General features: G+C 42.0%; 21 protein-coding genes. 15 read left to right on the top strand and 6 right to left on the bottom strand.

The genetic code is table 11. The annotated features are described in order from the left end of the window. Positions 1 to 13: 13 nt before the first annotated feature. From VM932_RS01955 to VM932_RS01945, 3 genes are all read left to right on the top strand, one after another. Positions 14 to 856 carry a phosphatase PAP2 family protein gene (locus tag VM932_RS01955; protein WP_326276897.1) on the top strand — a complete coding sequence of 281 codons (843 nt, stop codon included), beginning with the start codon at positions 14 to 16 and terminating at the stop codon, positions 854 to 856. 80 nt (positions 857 to 936) lie between these two features. Then, positions 937 to 1098 (top strand): hypothetical protein, encoded by a 162-nt coding sequence (locus VM932_RS01950; RefSeq protein ID WP_326276896.1) that lies wholly within the window; start codon positions 937 to 939, stop codon positions 1096 to 1098. Between the two features lie 89 nt (positions 1099 to 1187). Next, positions 1188 to 2741, top strand: coding sequence for a M20/M25/M40 family metallo-hydrolase (locus VM932_RS01945; RefSeq protein WP_326276895.1), 1554 nt, complete (start codon positions 1188 to 1190; stop codon positions 2739 to 2741). Positions 2742 to 2947: 206 nt separating this feature from the next. Here VM932_RS01945 and VM932_RS01940 read toward each other — a convergent pair whose 3' ends face one another. Together VM932_RS01940 and VM932_RS01935 are read right to left on the bottom strand one after the other, a co-directional pair. Beyond that, positions 2948 to 3352, bottom strand: a complete 405-nt coding sequence (locus tag VM932_RS01940) for a hypothetical protein (RefSeq protein WP_326276894.1) — start codon at positions 3350 to 3352, stop codon at positions 2948 to 2950. Positions 3353 to 3494: 142 nt separating this feature from the next. Continuing rightward, on the bottom strand, positions 3495 to 3827 hold the full coding sequence (locus VM932_RS01935; protein WP_326276893.1) for a single-stranded DNA-binding protein: 333 nt from the start codon (positions 3825 to 3827) through the stop codon (positions 3495 to 3497). Between the two features lie 278 nt (positions 3828 to 4105). Between VM932_RS01935 and VM932_RS01930 the strand changes: the two genes are divergently transcribed. From VM932_RS01930 to VM932_RS01915, 4 genes are all read left to right on the top strand, one after another. Beyond that, positions 4106 to 4258, top strand: a complete 153-nt coding sequence (locus VM932_RS01930; protein ID WP_326276892.1) for a hypothetical protein — start codon at positions 4106 to 4108, stop codon at positions 4256 to 4258. A gap of 250 nt (positions 4259 to 4508) precedes the next feature. After that, complete coding sequence (locus VM932_RS01925; protein WP_326276891.1) at positions 4509 to 5003, top strand: Dps family protein; 495 nt, start codon at positions 4509 to 4511, stop codon at positions 5001 to 5003. 53 nt (positions 5004 to 5056) lie between these two features. Next, positions 5057 to 5527, top strand: a complete 471-nt coding sequence (locus tag VM932_RS01920) for a hypothetical protein (RefSeq protein ID WP_326276890.1) — start codon at positions 5057 to 5059, stop codon at positions 5525 to 5527. A gap of 108 nt (positions 5528 to 5635) precedes the next feature. Continuing rightward, on the top strand, positions 5636 to 6238 hold the full coding sequence (locus VM932_RS01915; protein ID WP_326276889.1) for a GNAT family N-acetyltransferase: 603 nt from the start codon (positions 5636 to 5638) through the stop codon (positions 6236 to 6238). Here the strand turns inward: VM932_RS01915 and VM932_RS01910 are convergent. After that, the gene (locus VM932_RS01910) at positions 6235 to 7371 is read right to left on the bottom strand and encodes a glycerate kinase (RefSeq protein ID WP_326276888.1); all 1137 of its coding nucleotides are present in this window, start codon (positions 7369 to 7371) and stop codon (positions 6235 to 6237) included. The genes VM932_RS01915 and VM932_RS01910 overlap by 4 nt on opposite strands. A 123-nt stretch (positions 7372 to 7494) precedes the next feature. On the opposite strand from VM932_RS01910, the gene VM932_RS01905 reads away from it, so the two are divergent. From VM932_RS01905 to VM932_RS01885, 5 genes are all read left to right on the top strand, one after another. Beyond that, a complete protein-coding gene (locus VM932_RS01905) occupies positions 7495 to 8196 on the top strand; it encodes an SIMPL domain-containing protein (protein WP_326276887.1) in 702 nt (233 codons plus the stop codon). A gap of 31 nt (positions 8197 to 8227) precedes the next feature. Next, positions 8228 to 8719 carry a DUF6265 family protein gene (locus tag VM932_RS01900; RefSeq protein WP_326276886.1) on the top strand — a complete coding sequence of 164 codons (492 nt, stop codon included), beginning with the start codon at positions 8228 to 8230 and terminating at the stop codon, positions 8717 to 8719. A 61-nt stretch (positions 8720 to 8780) separates the two neighbouring features. Beyond that, positions 8781 to 11930 (top strand): VPS10 domain-containing protein, encoded by a 3150-nt coding sequence (locus VM932_RS01895; RefSeq protein WP_326276885.1) that lies wholly within the window; start codon positions 8781 to 8783, stop codon positions 11928 to 11930. Beyond that, a complete protein-coding gene (locus VM932_RS01890) occupies positions 11930 to 12502 on the top strand; it encodes a pentapeptide repeat-containing protein (RefSeq protein ID WP_326276884.1) in 573 nt (190 codons plus the stop codon). The genes VM932_RS01895 and VM932_RS01890 overlap by 1 nt, the downstream gene beginning before the upstream one ends. Before the next feature lie 10 nt (positions 12503 to 12512). After that, on the top strand, positions 12513 to 12866 hold the full coding sequence (locus VM932_RS01885) for a hypothetical protein (protein WP_326276883.1): 354 nt from the start codon (positions 12513 to 12515) through the stop codon (positions 12864 to 12866). 6 nt (positions 12867 to 12872) lie between these two features. Here the strand turns inward: VM932_RS01885 and VM932_RS01880 are convergent, their stop codons facing one another. Next, complete coding sequence (locus VM932_RS01880; RefSeq protein ID WP_326276882.1) at positions 12873 to 13343, bottom strand: CBS domain-containing protein; 471 nt, start codon at positions 13341 to 13343, stop codon at positions 12873 to 12875. Between the two features lie 122 nt (positions 13344 to 13465). Here VM932_RS01880 and VM932_RS01875 point away from each other — a divergent pair, with 122 nt between their 5' ends. The 3 genes from VM932_RS01875 (at position 13466) to VM932_RS01865 (ending at position 17331) form a co-directional block, all read left to right on the top strand. Further along, positions 13466 to 15736: a M28 family peptidase gene (locus VM932_RS01875; protein WP_326276881.1), complete on the top strand. Its 2271-nt coding sequence runs from the start codon at positions 13466 to 13468 to the stop codon at positions 15734 to 15736. Then, complete coding sequence (locus tag VM932_RS01870; RefSeq protein WP_326276880.1) at positions 15729 to 16538, top strand: SDR family oxidoreductase; 810 nt, start codon at positions 15729 to 15731, stop codon at positions 16536 to 16538. The genes VM932_RS01875 and VM932_RS01870 overlap by 8 nt, the downstream gene beginning before the upstream one ends. A gap of 91 nt (positions 16539 to 16629) precedes the next feature. Continuing rightward, complete coding sequence (locus VM932_RS01865) at positions 16630 to 17331, top strand: hypothetical protein (protein ID WP_326276879.1); 702 nt, start codon at positions 16630 to 16632, stop codon at positions 17329 to 17331. Position 17332: 1 nt separating this feature from the next. Here VM932_RS01865 and VM932_RS01860 read toward each other — a convergent pair whose 3' ends face one another. Together VM932_RS01860 and VM932_RS01855 are read right to left on the bottom strand one after the other, a co-directional pair. Next, entirely contained in the window at positions 17333 to 17833 is a 501-nt protein-coding gene (locus VM932_RS01860; protein ID WP_326276878.1) for a nuclear transport factor 2 family protein, read from the bottom strand. Then, complete coding sequence (locus VM932_RS01855) at positions 17823 to 18320, bottom strand: hypothetical protein (RefSeq protein ID WP_326276877.1); 498 nt, start codon at positions 18318 to 18320, stop codon at positions 17823 to 17825. The genes VM932_RS01860 and VM932_RS01855 overlap by 11 nt, the downstream gene beginning before the upstream one ends. Positions 18321 to 18364: the final 44 nt, after the last annotated feature.

The following is an 18364-nucleotide window of genomic DNA, read 5'->3' as shown; positions in this document are numbered from 1 at the left end:
GCTTTATAAGCTCATGAAACTTTTAAAATACCTCGCCTTCTTTTTATTGACCATCTGCATGACGGGTCAAGAACTTCATCAGAACAAAGAAAAAAACCTTTGGAACAATTTTACCTACGATGCCGGAAATATGTTTGGCAGTGTGGGTTATGCCTATTCCCGCCCCTTCCATTGGAAAGGCGATGACTGGGCCAATTTTGGATATTTAACCGGGGGTACTTTGCTTCTGTTTACGGTGGACGACGGGCTCAATAAATGGAAAAATGGTTTTAATCAGGATATCCCAGATGTAATTATGGATTATGGCCATGAATATGGCAGCCCCGAAAACAACTATATGCTCACGGGAGGTGTTTATCTTGCGGGCCTATTTACCAAAAATGAAAAATTGAGGCGAACCGGTGTCCTTCTAATTTCCTCAGCTACGGCCGGAGGTTTTTTACAGCAAGTGAGCAAACGAACCATTGGTAGGGCTCGACCTAAAAGTGGGGCAAGTTCCGGTACATTTGACCCACTTCACCTGGACAGGGTCTACAATTACGATTCCTTCCCTTCGGGCCATGCGATGTTGGCATTCAGCAATGCTTATGCCATCGCCAAACAATTTAAAAGCCCTTGGGTCAAGGGTGGACTTTATGCGGTAGGTATGATCCCCGGTTTGGTCCGGGTTATGGATGACTTCCATTGGGTTTCCGATGTTGCCTTCAGTACCGTGCTGAGTATTTTTATTGTGGAGTCCATAGACAGATACTTGGATTCCAAATACGATGAAAAGTACAATGATCGCAAACCCAAAAATGTGAGTTGGAACCTGTCGTTTGGACCCAACACTCTGGGTGTTTCGCTTCATTTTTAAGCAATACAAAAACAATAATGTTAAATTTTATTTAGATTGATTTAAAATAGTTACTTTCGCATCCTATTTCGTTGCTGTTCATGGGAAAGAAAAAGGACAAAAAGAAACTCAAAAAAGCTAAGCTTAGAGAATTGCCGCCAACCGGCAAGGTAAAATCCAAGTGTTGCGAAAAATACAAGAAAAGCGAAAAAAAGCGCTGCAAAAAGTGTCCTTGCTTTGATCTTCTTCAAAAAGTTGCATAATCCTTTTCTGGATAATTTACCCATTTAAACCCCGTAACCAAACGTATTGGTTTCTCTATTTGTCCTATTTTTAGGGCAAACTAGAAACCATGATCAAAAAAACCTCCCTTTTATTTGCCATGTTCCTTGCATCCAGTCTATCGATGTTGGCGCAGGACAAGGATGCAGTCATTGAAGCCATAATTCAAGAAGCCAACGAAAACTCCCAATTGGAAACCCTTGGCCATGAACTTATGGATGGCATTGGACCACGATTGGTAGGGACACCCCAAATGAAGAACGCTCACGATTGGGCCGTTGCCAAATACGAAAGTTGGGGAATTCCCGCACGTAACGAACAATGGGGAGAGTGGAAAGGTTGGGAACGTGGAATATGCCATATTGATATGGTACATCCCAGAGTACAAAGTCTAAGGGGCACCCAATTGGCTTGGAGTCCCAGTACTCCCAAAAAAGGAGTAACCGCAGAATTGGTGGTTTTACCTACCGTATCCGACTCTTTGGAATTTGTGAATTGGTTGCCGAACGTAAAAGGGAAGCTGGTAATGATTTCCATGCCACAACCCACGGGAAGACCCGATTATAACTGGGAAGAATTTGCTACGGAGAAGTCTTTTGAAAAGATGAAGAAGGAGCGTGATGGGCAAACCGAAGCTTGGAACCAAAATATGGGAAATACCGGACTGAACAGACGCACCCTTCCAGTTGCATTGGAGGAAGCGGGTGCCGCAGGCATTGTTTCTTCCTATTGGTCCAGAGGGTTTGGGGTAAACAAAATATTTGGGGCTTACACCAAGGAAATCCCAACCGTAGATTTGGAATTGGAGGATTACGGCATGTTGTATCGATTGGTAGAATCGGGGCAACAGCCACAACTTCATATTGTGGCAGAGTCCAAGGAATTGGGCAAGGTACCCACATTCAATACCATAGCGGAAATCAAAGGCTCCGAAAAACCTGATGAATATGTGATTTTATCCGCCCATTTTGATTCTTGGGACGGGGGAACCGGTGCTACCGATAATGGAACGGGGACATTGGTGATGATGGAAGCCATGCGTATTTTGAAAAAAGCCTATCCAAACCCAAAACGAACTATTCTTGTGGGACATTGGGGCAGCGAAGAGCAAGGTCTGAACGGGTCAAGAGCCTTTGTTGAGGACAACCCTGGGATTGTTGATGGTGTCCAAGCCGTTTTTAACCAAGACAATGGAACAGGTAGAGTGGTCCGAATCTCTGGTGGTGGGTTTTTACACGCTTATGATTATTTAGGAAAGTGGCTGCATGAAGTGCCGGGAGAAATCACGGATGAGATCGAAACGACTTTCCCTGGAACACCTGCCCGCGGCGGTTCTGACTATGCTTCTTTCCAAGCAGCAGGGGCACCCGCCTTTAGTTTGAGTTCATTAAGCTGGTCCTACTGGAACTACACATGGCACACCAACAGGGATACTTATGATAAAATTATTTTTGATGATGTTAGAAACAATGCCATCCTCACAGCGATTCTTGCCTACATGGCCAGCGAGCATCCCGTAAAAACATCTAGAGAAAAAGCGGCGTTGCCCATAAGCAGCAGAACCGGAGAACAACTGGAGTGGCCAACACCCCGTTCACCAGAACGCAATGGTGGTCAGAATTAAAAAAAACATAGGCTACAACAAAAGAGGGTATCTATAAAGCAACAAATTTTGATTATATCAGGTTGAGCCCTTCGGCTACACTTAGGATAAACCAAAGTCGAAACCTCTTGGTTATCAACCTAATTTAGGTTCTCGACTGCGCTCGAACCGACAGCTAATAAGCTTTTTAAACACCCCCTTTTGATTAACCAACTAAAAAAGCACATTTAAAAAATTCGGGGAGAAGCTATTTGGACTATTTCACCAGTGGCTTCTTTTGATAAGCTTTGATTGTCTTTATAGGTAAGGTAGAAACTTGCTTGTTGGTAATAGTAATCACTATGTGTACATTGATTTTCACAAAATTCGGCATGTTTGGAATAGGCCGACCTTTTTGCTTTCATGTAAATATGATAGGCCTTACTATTCTGGGTCTTTAAACCCTTTTCATAGCGTACTTGGTCGTACCAAAAGTCCTTTTCGTCTTCTACATTGTAAAACACTGCCGATTGCTCGTTTTGAGCATCTTTCCGAGCCTGTTTTTCATAAAAGGAAACTGTGTAGTCCTGTGCCATAACCACGGTCGCCAGACCCAATGCAAACAGTACCGTAAGTAGCGTTGTTATCCTCATTAAAATACGTTTTAAAAGTTACTTTACTCATTTACTAAAGTTCTGGCCTTTGGTTATGTAACAACCCAAAATGTAATTACCCTAACGAGAAAATAAAAAAAGGGGCCGTTGCCCCTTTTTAGTCGAAACCAGTTGTTTGGACTTACTTGCCAAGCATCAACAATTCGTTGCATTTAATTTCGGTGGTATATCTTTTTTCACCTTCGTTGGTTTCGTAAGAACGACTTGTGAGTTTGCCCTCTATCATAACTTCTTTGCCTTTGGATAGGAAGTCCTCGGTTATCTCCGCCAATTTGCCCCAAGCCACTATATTGTGCCATTGCGTATCGGTTACTCTTTCGCCCTTCGCATTTTTGTAGGATTCATTGGTGGCTATGGAAAACTTGGCCAATTTGGTTCCATTTTCCAAAGTGATGATTTCTGGGTCGTTCCCTAAATTGCCGATCAACTGTACTTTGTTTCTAAGTGAATTCATAATAATAATGTTTAAGTTTTTAAAATTATCCATCGAACACTCATTGTCCGACGAGGCAAACCTAGAAGCACTTAATAATGTTATTCGGTTTGTAATCATTTGTTTTCGTTTGTAAACGTATGTAAATAACTACACTCAATTATATGTGGGCACCTATATGTGATTTAGTTACGGTTTTAGTGTCAAAAAAATAACCAAATACCCTAACCCAATGTCAATTCGAAGTATCGATAAATACGCTGTAATTAAAAGATTTAGTCTGGGTAAAATGTTATGAATTGGATACCATCTACATCCAAGAACACGACCCCGTAAATGAGGAGCCACAAAAAGTAATTAACGGAGAAAAGGAATACATTACCGACATACCTTCGGATATATATGAATCACTTTACAAAGGTTTTATTGAAAGAGAAAATGAGACCTCCTGAAACCAAAACAACTCCCAATAAACGTTAAATTAAGTTAAACAATTGATTTACATACCTATACATGTATCATGTTTAAAGAAGTCATGATTATAATTTCTACCAATAATCATGGCAATAGAGGTATGAATTAGGCTTATTTACCCTTTAAAAGTCATTCAAAAACCAATTGCATCAAGAATTCCATCGTTTCGATCAATCTCCCTGGCTACTGACTTGTACTTTTATACCAAACAAATCAAAAACATATTATATGGAAGCTATTAAAGCAAAAAATAAAACTTTTAAAAAATTGGGATTCACTTATTTAGAAACCGCAGAAATTGTTGTTAGCCTAAATACATTATTGGCCAACTATCAGGTATTCTACAATAAGCTCAGAAATTTTCACTGGAACATTGAAGGGCCGGATTTTTTTGAACTCCACGAAGAGTTTGAAAACGAATACAACACGGTTAAGGAAAACATTGACATCGTAGCGGAAAGAATCCGGGTGTTCGGTGTAAAAAGCAACTTCACCCTAAAGAAAACCATGGAACTCTCCAAAATCAAAGAACAGGATAAAAACCTATCTGCCTTGGAAATGGTGAGGGAAGTCATGCACGACTACGAAATCTTGCACGACAGTATGCTGGACGGTGTAAATGCAGCCCTTGAAACTGGCGATGTTGTTACAGAAAACATGTTGACCGAGTTTATGACCGAGCTGGAGAAAAGACACTGGATGTTCACATCTTACTTAAAGTAAGAGATAAACAATTTATCCAGAAAACTGATCTATTAATCACAAAAAACAACACTATGAAAAAGTTACTCACTATACTATCATTTACAACCCTGATCGCATTTGCGGGATATGGTCAAAACCAAAATCCCGGAATCATGAAAGCCACCACACAACTTAAAACCTTCACCCTATCCGAAGATGGAAAAGAAAAGCAATACAGCGTAAAGGTGATGGAACGCAGAAAGTACGGAATGGCACTGGACAATGAAGATAAAGGTATGGTCAATCAAGATAGAAAACCATCCTCCCCTTTTGTTACCAAATTGGTAGCCATTGACAGTGATTCCGATAAAAACTACGACGATTATATGGTGCTGAAATATAAAGGTACCGAGAACAATGATTTTGAAGTAGTGCAGACCGACAAAGGGTTTGATATTAATGTAGATGACAAAACCATGCATTACGATGTATTGGAAAGTAATTATATCGTGAACAAGAAGAACAAAAACTTCTTTATTATAGACGAATTTGAATCGGAATAGTTGATATAATTTCGTTTTTTGATTGATGATAAAGCCAGGGTTTTCCCTGGCTTTTTCTTTGTTTAAATCGATGGATTAAAACTTATATTTGGAGTTTAATTTCAACCTATGGATTCTTGGTTACGTCCCATACAATTGGAAGGCGAATTGGTAAAGCTTGTCCCCCTGCAGAAATCGCAGAAAGTGGATTTGGCCTTTGCCGCATCGGACGGAAATCTTTGGGAACTTTGGTACACCTCCGTCCCTTCTCCCAAAACCATAGATTCCTATTTGGATATGGCACTTTCCGAACAAGAAAAGGGAAACGCTTTGCCCTTTGCCATCATCAATAAAAAAACAAATACCATTGTAGGTAGCACGCGCTACTTAAATGTGGATTCCAAAAACAAAAGGGTGGAAATCGGGGCGACCTGGTATGCCAAAAAAGCGCAACGCACGGGAATCAACACCGAGTGCAAGTACCTTTTGCTAAAATATGCCTTCGAAAATTTGAACTGCATTGCCGTGGAGCTCCGCACCCACTACCATAACTTTCCGTCGAGAAATGCGATACTGCGTTTGGGAGCCAAACAAGATGGTATTTTAAGAAACCATCGTGTTGATGACTTTGGAAACCTTAGGGACACCGTGGTATTTTCCATCTTGAACAGCGAATGGAAGACCGTTAAAATTTCATTGGAGCATAAAATGAAGAAAAGGTATTTGAGCTAGTGTTTGCACAGCTTCACCAAGTGGGCAAAATTGTAACTGGCCAGCTCTAGATTTTCGGCAGTCTTCGCCTTCGCATCATCCAAGTTACCAACTTGATTGAGAATGGAAACGGCATAATCCAGTCCCATTTGTTGCATTTCGTCAATGGAAACATCAATGGAACCACAGAAGGCCGCAATAGGTACATTTCTTTTTTTGGCGGATTGCACTACCCCATTTATGGTTTTTCCCGAAAAAGTCTGCCCATCCAACTGTCCCTCTCCCGTAATTACCCAATCGGCACCTTGCAGTACTTCATCAAAATTGGCAAGTTCCATCACCAAATCAACTCCAGAGGCCAGTTCGGCATTCAAAAAAACCACGGAGCCCCCTCCTACGCCACCAGCTGCTCCAGCACCAGCAATTTCTTGTACATCAATACCAAAAGTAGATTGCAGCACCTTGGCAAAGCTTTGCAATCCTCGGTCCAGAAACTCAATATCCTGATCGGAAGCACCTTTTTGCGCCCCATAAATTTTGGCAGCCCCATTATCCCCATAAAAGGGATTGTTCACATCACAGGCCACTTGTATTTTAGCCTTGGACAACTTTGGGTTCACATGTTCCCTATCAATCTTTGCCACATTCCCCAGATGTTTCCCAATGGGTTCCAATTCATTGCCATCAGCATCCAAAAAAGAATAGCCCAAGGCCTTGGCCATGCCCATGCCCCCATCGTTGGTAGCACTACCACCAATACCCAAAACAATTTTTTTGGCCCCCTTTTCAAGGGCGTCGACAATCATTTCGCCAGTGCCCAAGGTTGTGGTGTCCATGCAGTTCATTTCCGGTTTTTTGAGCAATGTATATCCCGAGGCTTCGGACATTTCGATGAAAGCTGTTTGTTTGTCCTCCGAAAGCAAATATTGGGCCGTGATTTCCCGTAAAAGTGGGTCTTTTACCGTTACGGATACTTTTGAAGCATTCAGATAGTCCTCCACAACATCAATGGTACCATCGCCGCCATCGGCCAAAGGTCTATTTATGATTTCCGCATTCGGGAAAACTTTTTTGATGCCACGGGCAACGGTTTCACAAAATCCACGTCCAGTTAACGAGCCCTTATATTTATCGGGTGCCAAAATAAATTTCATGTCCACAATGTACTCAAGTTAATCGAGTTAACCCATACATTTTGATAAGTCACCTTATCATCAACAGTACGGCACAGGTTTTGAACATAAGGGAGAAGTATTTAACTTTAATAAAATTACATCATGAAAAAGACAATCATTTTTTTAGCCACAGTTTTATTCGCTACTACCATTTTTGCCCAATCCAAAAACTTTTTGGACACTCCCTACTTGGAGACCCAAGCGCAAGTGGACACCTTGGTCACACCAGATAAGATCTATCTGAACATCATCATACAAGAAAAGGACACCAAAGGGCGTGTTTCCGTTGAGGAACAAGAAAATCAAATGGCACAACGCTTTAAAGCAATGGGCATTGATTTAGAGAAGCAGTTGGTCATCAAGGATATGGGCAGCAATTTTAAAAAATACTTCCTGCGTCAAAAAGAAGTGCTCAAAAGCAAACAATACTCCCTAGTAGTTTATTCAGGTAAAGAACTGGGCGATGTGATGATGGCTTTGGAACAATTGGACATTGCCAACACCAATATCGAAAAAACCGAGTACTCTAAAATGGACGATCTGGAACTGGAACTTAAAACAAAGGCCGTTAAAAAAGCCATGAAAAAAGCGAATGCTTTGACCAAGCCACTAGGCCAAAAAGTAGGCATGGCCATCCATATTGCGGATAATTCCCAATATTACCCAAGGTACAACCAAGCCCCGATGATGGAAATGAAAGCCGTTTCCGCAGATATGGGCAATGCACAACCCCTGGACATCGATTTTGAGAAAATAAAGGTGGAAACCACCGTAAACGTTAAATTCGCCTTGTCCAATCAATAACAAAAATATTCATCAATCAAAAATCCTAAATATGAAATCAATCGCACTTATTTTTATGTTCAGCGCCGGAATTGTTTCGGCGCAACAAACCATGCATCTGCCCAAAGGTGGATCATCGCCCAAGGCCAATCTGGAAGATGTTTCTTGGATAGAGGGCCACTGGCAAGGTGAGGCCATCGGGGGCATTGCCGAGGAAATTTGGAGCGCCCCCATGGCCAATTCCATGATGTTTGTGTTCCGACTGGTGAATGAGGGCAAAGTCTCCTTCTATGAATCGGGACACATTCAGCAATTGGACAATTCCCTCATACTCCAGCTCAAACATTTTGATGGCAATATGAAAGGTTGGGAGAAAAAGGATGAAACCATCGATTTTAAGCTGGTTAAGCTTGAGCCAAACAAGGTATATTTTGAAGGACTCACCATGGAAAAGATAAGTGACGACCAAATGAATGTTTGGGTCCTTATTGAAGAGAATGGAAACCAAGAAGAAGTCTTGTTTGCCTACAAAAGAGTAAAGTAATTTAGTTTTACCACTAGAAGTTGAATTAGTATCTTTAACAGACTAACTAATTCCAACACTCGTGAAACTAAGACCTCTACTTTTATGTGCCATAGTTTTGGCATGGCATTCTATGGATGCCCAACGACGAAACAAAAAATCGGACCAACCGTCCATTGTAGTTAACGATTCCCTTTTTCCGGGATTAAAATGGCGTAACATCGGGCCGTTCCGTGGTGGCCGTAGCGTTACCTCTACCGGTGTTATGGGCCAGCCCCAAACCTACTATATGGGGACTACCGGAGGTGGCATCTGGAAAACCACCGATGACGGTCTCAATTGGGACAATATTTCCGATGGATTCCTAAAAACAGGAACCGTAGGCGATATTGCCGTTTCCGAAAGCAATCCCAATTTGGTTATTGCAGGAATGGGAGAACACGCAGCTCGTGGGGTTATGACCTCCATGGGCGATGGTGTCTACAAATCTACCGATGCCGGAAAAACGTGGAAACACATGGGACTGGACCATACTCGTCACATTTCCGATGTAATTATCCACCCCACTGATCCCGACATTCTTTTTATTGCTGCCCAAGGTGCACAATATGGACCATCCGAAGACCGTGGCATTTACCGCTCCAAGAACGGAGGAGAAACTTGGGAAAAAGTACTTTACGTGGACAACATTACCGGAGCTTCATCACTAAGCATGGACATGAACAATCCTTTGATCCTGTATGCTGCCATGTGGCAACACGAAAGAACCCCTTGGACCATTACTTCCGGAGGGGCCTCTTCGGGCCTCTATAAGTCCACAGATGGCGGAACCACTTGGGACAAAAAGGAAAAAGGACTTCCAAAAGAGTTTGGAAAATCAGGATTGTCCGTATCAAGGGCAAATTCTGATGTGGTATATGCCGTAATTGAGGCCGAAGGCGAAAAAGGCGGTGTTTATAAAAGCGTTGATGCTGGAAAGACCTGGAAACAAACCAACAAGGACCGAATCAATATTGCGCGTTCTTGGTACTACATGGAGATTTTTGCGGATACGCAAGACGAAAACATCGTTTATGTGCTCAATGCTCCTGTTACCAAATCCATTGATGGCGGTAAAACATTCACCCCCGTTTCCACACCGCATGGAGACAACCACGACCTTTGGATTCATCCCAACAACAACCAAATAATGGTCAACTCCAACGATGGTGGTGCCAACGTTTCCAACAACGGCGGTAAGAGCTGGAGTTCACAACAATATCAGCCAACAGCACAATTTTATCGCGTAATCACAGATAACTTGGTACCCTATAATGTGTACGGTGGGCAGCAGGACAATACTTCTGTGGCCATTGCAAGCCGCACCCATGACGATGGTATCGATTGGAAAGATTGGCATGCCGTTTCTGGATGCGAAAGTGCTTATTTGGCCTTTGATCCAGACAATCCCGAATTTATCTATGGCGGATGCTATCAAGGTATTATTGAAAAATGGGTAAAGGCCTCCCACGAAGCAAAACCCATCAAAGAATATCCTGAATTGGGATTGGGAAACATTCCAAAGGATTTCAAATTCCGATACAATTGGAACGCTCCCATTATTAGCTCGCCCCACGATCGCAATACCATTTACCATGCCGGAAACGTAGTATTCAAAACCCAGGACGGCGGGTATAGCTGGGATGTGGTAAGCCCCGATTTAACAAGAAATGAAATAGAAAAGCAGGGCCCGGGAGGAGGTCCTTACACGAACGAAGCGGCCGGGGGAGAAAACTATAACACCATTATGTACTTGGTAGAATCCCCACACGAAGAAGGTGTATTATATGCCGGTTCGGATGATGGTTTGGTACACATTACCAAAAACGGTGGGGAAACTTGGGACAACATTACCCCGCCCAACATCAAAGAAGGTATCATCAATAGCATTGAAGTATCTCCACATGACCCAGCCACTGCTTACATTACTTTGATGCGATATAAATTCATGGACTTGAACTCTTATATCCTCAAAACCACGGATTATGGCCAAACTTGGACCAAAATCACTAATGGGATTGATGGTGAACACACTTTTGCACGCGTAGTGCGCGAGGATAAAAAGCAAAAAGGATTGCTTTATGCAGGTACCGAAACCGGGTTATATGTTTCTTTGGATGATGGCCAACATTGGCAGCCGCTACAACTAAATTTGCCCGTGGTTCCAATCAATGATTTGATCATTCAAGATAACGACCTAGTCGCCGCCACGGCAGGAAGAGCTTTTTGGATATTGGATGATCTGGGCGCCATTCAACATAGTTTGAATCCTGCATCCGAACTCCAAATTGTAAAGCCAAAACCATCTTACCGAATTTTTAACGGTAGTTCGGACAAGCCTGTTCCCGGTTTGGGCCAAAATCCAAAATCCGGTGTTACTTTCGATTATTATCTGCCCAAAAAACTGGATTCTGTCGAGCTAAAGCTCGAAGTACTATCAGGTGGAAAGGTCATCAAAACAGTCACCAATCAACCCGAAGAAGATTTTAAAAGCTGGCCGGGCGGACCCCCTAAACCAGATGTGTTGCCATCGGTTAAAGGATACAATCGCTTTACATGGGACTTTACCAAAAATCCCGTACCTGCCATTGATGAGGTTTTTATGTTCGGAAACTACAAAGGGGCGCGTGTGGCTCCCGGAACGTACACCCTCCGCCTAACAATGGAAGGGAAAACTGTTGAAACCGAGGCCAAAGTACTTGCGGATCCCAAAGTAGAGGGCACTCCGGCCGATTATGCCGAACAGCAGACCATTCTCAACAGAATTGACGAGACTGTGACCAATATGCACAAGGCCGTTAACCAAATGCGTATGGCCAAATCTCAACTTAAGCACTATAAAAAGTTGCTCAAAGACAATGAAAGTGCCGCAGCGCTTTTGGAAAATGGCGACAAATTGTTGGAGCGAATCAATACTTGGGAAGAAAATTTGATTCAACCCAAACAAAAAACCTTCCAAGATGTGGTAAATTTCAGCAGTAAGCTGAATGCTGATTTTATGAACCTCAAAGGGTTTATTGATGTGGCCGAACCAAAGGTGACCGAAGGTGCCAAAGCAGTTTTTAGAGATCTGTTGGCACAATGGAAAACCTATGAAGATGAGAAAAATGCCATTGTGGGCAGCGGCATGGCAGCATATAACGAAATGTTCAAGGCTTTGGACATACCTGCCATTATTTTAACAGGAGAGTAATGGCAGCGTCCTTTTGGTTAGATCAGGAGTTCACAAAACAGGATTATTCGCAAACCAAGTTGCCCAAGGGCGATTACGAAAATTGCCGTTTTGTGGACTGCCTGTTCTCCAAGGGTTTTTTGGACAATCAGAACTTTGTGGAATGCGCTTTTGAAGGCTGTGATTTTACCAACACCAATATTTCCCACACCATTTTTAACGATGTTAGCTTTGAGGAATGCAAAATGGTAGGTCTTCAATTTGAGACCTGTAACCAACTTTTGTTATCACTTAATTTTGTGGGCTGTAATTTATCCGTAGCGTCATTTATCGGGATGCATCTGCCCGGCATCCAATTCAATGATTGCAAACTCCATCAAACTGACTTTTCCGAGGCCAGCTTAAAACAGGCCAAATTCCCTAATTGTGATTTTGAAAATGCCATATTTGAGAATACTGATCTTGAGCAAGCTGATTTTACCTCGGCTCTACATTTCAACATAGATCCTTCCACCAACCAAGTGAAGAAAACCCGTTTTAGCAAGGAAGGATTGATTGGTTTATTAAAAAAATATGATCTTGTGGTGACCTAATCTTAATCCTATGACCGAAAGAAAATGCTTGGTATGTGGTGAAAAACTTGTAGGCCGTATCGACCAAAAATACTGTTCCGACCATTGTAGAAACGACTACAACAACCGATTGAACCGAGATAGCAAGAACTTGGTGCGCAACATTAACAACAAACTTCGCAAAAACTACAGGATATTGGATAGCTTTCCACTACGTGACGGTAAGACCAAGACCACTAAAATGCGATTGCTGGACAAAGGTTTTGATTTTGAATATATAACCAACCTTTACACTACCAAAAAGGGAAGTACCTACTATTTTGTATATGATTTAGGGTACTTGCCACTTGATAATGATTATTACATGATCGTGAAAAGAGAGTAGCCTCCATTATTTCCAACTATGGGAAGTTAGTTTTAAGGCCGCAATCACAATATCCTTTCGGCTTATCTGCCCCACAAGAATATCGTTCTTCATTACGGGCAATCTACGCCTGTTGTGCCTATCAAAAACACCTGCAGCGTCAAAAATGGACATATCGTACGGAATGGTCTCCACATTTTTGGTCATAAAACGCTCAACGCTCTTATCCAAAATAGGTTGATTAAAGTATCTGCTCTCCGAAATTTGCTTCATACAATCCGCCTCGGAAATAATACCTACCAAAAAACCATTGTTGTCCACAACCGGACCACCGGAAATATGGTGTTTGGCAAAAGTCTCCATCACTTCCAAAATGGACTGGTCCGGAGAAAAGGTGATCAATTTTTTGGTCATGTAATCCTCCACCAAAATAGGGGCATTGTACTTTTTCTTGTTCTCCTCCTTGCTTCGTACGCCTTGAAAACTCTTTATTGCCATATGGTTAGATTTTAAATTTAAATAATAAATATAGACTTTTTTAGCGAATAACCTAATTTTACATATCAAAATGTAAGAACCTTTCATAATTTCATACATTTAAGATGTAACAACACTAAGCCATGAAATTTTCCAGAACCCTTGCTCTAATGCTACTGATTTTTTCCGTGTATTGGAGTTTTAAATCTTTAATGCCTTCCTATAAGCCTGATAAGGGGATTTCTTTACAATCCTTTTCCACGGACAGGGCCTTGACCCATGTAGAGCAGCTATCCAAAAAACCCCATGCCGTTGGTTTTCCCGGACATGAAAGAGCCAAGAGCTACATTATTTCCGAATTGAAAAAAATGGGTTTGGAGACTATTACGCAAGAAGGCCATACCGCAGGTGATTGGGGCAACTTGAGCAGGGCCACCAATATTTTGGCCAGAATTCAGGGAAGCGGAAATGGAAAAGCATTGCTTTTATTGTCGCATTACGATAGCAGTCCGCATTCTTCCCACGGAGCTAGTGATGCTGGTAGTGGTGTTGCCACGATTTTGGAAGGTATCAGGGCATTTTTGAACGAAAACAAGGCTCCCAAGAACGATATCATCATATTGATTACCGATGCTGAAGAACTAGGACTAAACGGCGCCGACCTTTTTGTAAACAAGCATCCTTGGGCCAAAGATGTAGGACTCGCCCTAAATTTTGAAGCCCGGGGCAGTGGCGGTCCAAGCTACATGCTTATTGAAACCAACAGGGGCAACAGCACTTTAATAAAAGCGTTTAAAAAAGCAAATCCCAAGTATCCCGTAGCAAATTCACTGGCCTATAGCATTTACAAGATGCTCCCTAACGATACGGACCTCACCGTTTTTAGGGAAGATGGTGATATCGAAGGTTTCAACTTTGCGTTTATTGATGACCATTTTGATTATCATACCGCTTTGGACAATTACGAAAGACTGGACAGGAATACCTTGGCGCACCAAGGCAGTTATTTAATGCCCTTGCTCACCTACTTTAGCGATGCCGACCTGAACAACCTAAAAAGTTTGGACGACGAAGTTTACTATAACCTCCCCTTCTACAACATGGTCTCCTACCCTTTTGAATGGATTTGGCCCATGTTCGGTGTTGCAGTCCTGGCATTTCTCCTATTGCTGATTTCCGGGGTCAAAAAAAAGAAACTCAATACCAAGGATATTTTTAAGGGGTTTGTACCCGTACTGATCACCTTAATAGTCAACGGACTGGTAGGCTATTTTTGTTGGTCCGTAATTACTTGGTGGTATCCAAGTTTTAAGGATATGCTGCATGGCTTTACCTACAACGGCCATACCTACATTGCCGTTTATGTCATGTTTTCCCTGTTTGTGTGCTTTTACACCTATCATAAGTTCCGAAAAACCAGTACGCCCAATTTATTGGTGGCACCTCTATGTATTTGGTTGCTCATCTGTGGATTGGTAGCACATTATTTAAAAGGTGCCAGCTTTTTTATTGTTCCCTTGTTCGGGTTGTTGGCAGGACTTCTCGTGACCATCAATCAAGAAAAACCCAATCCGTTCCTAATGGTGTTTTTGGCATTGCCCGCGGTGCTCATTTATTCGCCATTCATCAAAATGTTCCCTGTCGGCCTTGGTTTAAAAATGATGGTTGCCGCAACACTCCTAACAACTCTATTATTTTTTCTAGGGCTTCCGTTTTTCGGTCAATTAAAAAGTAAAGGAAGGTTGGCGTATTTATTTTTGTTCCTCTTCTTCGCTTTTGGCATTTCCAGCCATATCCAATCCGATTTTAACGAGGAAAGACCAAAACCTAGTAGCCTTTTGTACGTTTATAATGCAGATACCGATTCTACCCAATGGGCGACTTATGACAATGTATTGATTGATTGGAACGGCCAGTTTTTGGGGGATGGTAAAAGAAAACCCAACACAGAGACTATTTCCAGTAAGTACCGTACAAATTTGAACTATGTGGCCGACGCACCAAAGAAAAATATTCAAACTCCCTACATTGATACTGTAATGGACACCGTTATTGGGAAAAACAGGATCATTGAGCTCTGTGTTACTCCAAAAAGAGACATAAATCGCCTTGAGGTATTTACAAATCCAATTGATATTAGGTCGGCCAAAGTCAACCGGATTGCATTATCCTCCTATTTTTTGGAACATAGAAAGAGTAGATTGGTCACCCACTATATCACCAACAATGATTTCACGGAACTACAGTTGGAATTCCCCAAAGATTCCGTTTTGGAACTTACTTTGTATGAAGCTTCCAATAACCTTTTAACACATCCTGATTTTAGCATCCCGGAGCGGCCAAAAAACAGTATTCCCATGCCTTTTGTGCTAAATGATGCTATATTGACCATAAAAACCTTACGATTTGACTAAAAATATAGGAATAATGGGTTGTGGATGGCTTGGTTTGCCCTTGGCCAAAGAATTTATTGAAAAAGGGTACACCGTTCACGGAACCACTACATCTTCCAGTAAATTAAACATTTTACAAGATGAGGGAATAACTCCTTTTACAGTACGTTTATCCGAAACGGGCATCGAGGGAGACATTAAAGGGTTTCTTTCCAACATCAAGACCTTGATCATCAATGTGCCACCCAAACTACGGGGCAAGCAAACCGAAAGTTTTGTGGAAAAGATGAAATTCCTGATGGCAGAAATAAAAAAAAGTGAGGTTTCCCATATCCTATTTGTGAGCAGTACCGCGGTTTACGGCAATGCTGAAGGAGAAATTACCGAAGCATCCCCAACCCAACCTGCCACCGAATCGGGCAAACAACTTTTGGAGAGCGAAAACCTATTGGCAAATGAAGAGGGGTTCAACACGACCATCATAAGGTTTGGCGGACTGATCGGACCTGACCGACACCCTGTGACAATGCTTTCGGGCAGAGAAAATCTCACCAATGGCAATCATCCCATCAACCTAATTCATCTCAACGATTGCATACACTTGATGTCTACCATTTTGGAACAAGGATATTGGGGCGAAGTATTCAATGGCGTATATCCGCATCATCCCAAAAAACAAGTGTATTATTTTGAAGAAGCCCAAAAAAGAGGCTTGCCCGCTCCATCATACAAAACAGCATCGATCAAAAAAGAGGGAAAAATGGTTTTGAGCAAGAATTTTTTGGATAAGGGCCATCTTTTTACCGCCTCCATCATTTCCTAAAAGGCTCTAAAACCCCTGCAATTACTTATCGAATTCTTAACAGGCTGGTTAGGAATATTTTGTTAGATTTGGCGCATTAAATTAAAGATCAATGAAAAAGACTGTACTCTTATTGCTCCTATTGGTGGGGTTTAGCGGTATTTCCCAAACCAACAATGCGCTTGTAGAACATTACAAGGCTTATTACAAAGAAATGCGTTTGCAGGGTGACGTAAACGGTGTTATCGGTGCTCTGACGCACCTAAACGTATTGTCCCCGTCCAAAGAGCGAAGAGACACTTTGGCTTTTGTTTATATGAACAACGGTCAGCATATGCAGGCCCTAAACACCATAGGTGTGGAGAAAAATGCAGATGATTCCGACCTTGCCGTACAAATCAAGGCCTTTTCCTTAAAGTCTTTGAATCAGCCCAAAAGGGCATTGGAACATTTTGAGGAGCTGAATTCACGAAATCCTTCTCCTTACTTAGCGTATGAAATGGCCGACCTTAAAATTCAAACAGGGGATATAAGTGGAGCGACCACCAACATTGAATATGGCATTGCGAACGCCACCGATGAAATGAAATATGCCTTTTATGAGCGGCAACAACCCTATGAGGTTCCCCTAAAAGCTGCATTCTATCATTTGAAAGGTTTGGCTGACTTTAACAAAGACAGGGAAAACATTGATGCCGCCATCGCTTCCATCGACGAGGCCCTTAAAATTGCACCTAACTTTAACTTGGCAAGTTTGAGCAAGCAGGCTTTGGAATCCAGAAGAAAAGAAGCTACCGAGGGAACTAAGAACTAGACTATTGCTTCTTTTTTAGTTCCTGAAGCAGTTCGTTATCCCTTTTTTCTTTGATTTGGATGAGTTCGTCCACATTTTCGTTGGGCACTGCGATCGACAATACATAATGGGCAATTTTCCATTGTCCATTTACTTTTTTCAGCACTCCGGAGCCGCGACATATCTTCATTTGGGTGTCCAAAAGTTCATCGAACCAAGCAAAGGTCCCCGATTCGTTTAAATAAATGTTGCGCTGTACTGCGGTAAAGCTCCAGGCTTTCCCCTGATCAAAATAAGGTTTAGAGAATTTTCTAAATGCTTCGTTCTGCCAATTTTCCATGGCATCGGTTCCCAAAAAAACACCGTCTTTGGTCATTTTGCCGAAATAGGCATCAAAATCTGCATTGGCCGCAGCCAAATGCCAGCTATCCAATACCTCGTTCACCTTTTTCTTTTCCGCATTCTGGGCGAGGATGGTCATGGAAACCAGCAACAGTCCCATTGTTAAAATTTTATGCTTCATCCAAAATCAATTTTTTGTCCAACTGACTGTTCATGATCACGTTCAACTGTTTGCGCATGGAGTTGTATGCTTCCAATACTTTTACAGTTGGCTCCGTGGTCGGTTGATTTTCGAGAATACTTGCCTTTGTTTTGTACAAAAAAGTACGCAGTACCCTTTGCCTGCTCTTCACTTGAAAGGTATCGAACAGTTCTGGGTATTTTCCATCGGCCATTTTTTTCTCCTTTTCGATAAGGTCGTCAATGGCCAAGGCCAGGTCTTCGTTGTTCGTGGCTTTATAGAGCACGTCCATGCTGGCATTCAAATCCTTGAATTGCTGCCATTGTTCAACAATTGCCGTTGCATCTGGGTTTATACTCACTTTCTCGGGCATTTTTCGATAATTGAACTCCAATTCTTGGCTTTCAACTTCGGCTATGGCCTTTTCAGTTTTTTTACATGCCCCCAAAACTGAGAATAGGATAAGTATGCCTAACAATTTTCGCATAAGCGAATGTACAAATTTTAATAAAGGGTATCTTTGCCGTGAAA

This window comes from Flagellimonas halotolerans, from assembly GCF_035818535.1.
Classification (GTDB): domain Bacteria; phylum Bacteroidota; class Bacteroidia; order Flavobacteriales; family Flavobacteriaceae; genus Flagellimonas; species Flagellimonas halotolerans.
Note: the sequence above shows the minus strand (reverse complement) of the source record. Positions and strands in the feature narration are given on the sequence as shown.

Coding starts and splice junctions, on each gene's coding strand:
- VM932_RS01955 (WP_326276897.1), top strand. CDS start 14: ATGAAACTTTTAAAATACCTCGCCTTCTTTTTATTGACCATCTGCATG.
- VM932_RS01890 (WP_326276884.1), top strand. CDS start 11,930: ATGGCAGCGTCCTTTTGGTTAGATCAGGAGTTCACAAAACAGGATTAT.
- VM932_RS01855 (WP_326276877.1), bottom strand. CDS start 18,320: ATGCGAAAATTGTTAGGCATACTTATCCTATTCTCAGTTTTGGGGGCA.
- VM932_RS01935 (WP_326276893.1), bottom strand. CDS start 3,827: ATGAATTCACTTAGAAACAAAGTACAGTTGATCGGCAATTTAGGGAAC.
- VM932_RS01885 (WP_326276883.1), top strand. CDS start 12,513: ATGACCGAAAGAAAATGCTTGGTATGTGGTGAAAAACTTGTAGGCCGT.
- VM932_RS01880 (WP_326276882.1), bottom strand. CDS start 13,343: ATGGCAATAAAGAGTTTTCAAGGCGTACGAAGCAAGGAGGAGAACAAG.
- VM932_RS01875 (WP_326276881.1), top strand. CDS start 13,466: ATGAAATTTTCCAGAACCCTTGCTCTAATGCTACTGATTTTTTCCGTG.
- VM932_RS01920 (WP_326276890.1), top strand. CDS start 5,057: ATGAAAAAGTTACTCACTATACTATCATTTACAACCCTGATCGCATTT.
- VM932_RS01865 (WP_326276879.1), top strand. CDS start 16,630: ATGAAAAAGACTGTACTCTTATTGCTCCTATTGGTGGGGTTTAGCGGT.
- VM932_RS01900 (WP_326276886.1), top strand. CDS start 8,228: ATGAAATCAATCGCACTTATTTTTATGTTCAGCGCCGGAATTGTTTCG.
- VM932_RS01905 (WP_326276887.1), top strand. CDS start 7,495: ATGAAAAAGACAATCATTTTTTTAGCCACAGTTTTATTCGCTACTACC.
- VM932_RS01910 (WP_326276888.1), bottom strand. CDS start 7,371: ATGAAATTTATTTTGGCACCCGATAAATATAAGGGCTCGTTAACTGGA.
- VM932_RS01915 (WP_326276889.1), top strand. CDS start 5,636: ATGGATTCTTGGTTACGTCCCATACAATTGGAAGGCGAATTGGTAAAG.
- VM932_RS01945 (WP_326276895.1), top strand. CDS start 1,188: ATGATCAAAAAAACCTCCCTTTTATTTGCCATGTTCCTTGCATCCAGT.
- VM932_RS01925 (WP_326276891.1), top strand. CDS start 4,509: ATGGAAGCTATTAAAGCAAAAAATAAAACTTTTAAAAAATTGGGATTC.
- VM932_RS01950 (WP_326276896.1), top strand. CDS start 937: ATGGGAAAGAAAAAGGACAAAAAGAAACTCAAAAAAGCTAAGCTTAGA.
- VM932_RS01940 (WP_326276894.1), bottom strand. CDS start 3,352: ATGAGGATAACAACGCTACTTACGGTACTGTTTGCATTGGGTCTGGCG.
- VM932_RS01860 (WP_326276878.1), bottom strand. CDS start 17,833: ATGAAGCATAAAATTTTAACAATGGGACTGTTGCTGGTTTCCATGACC.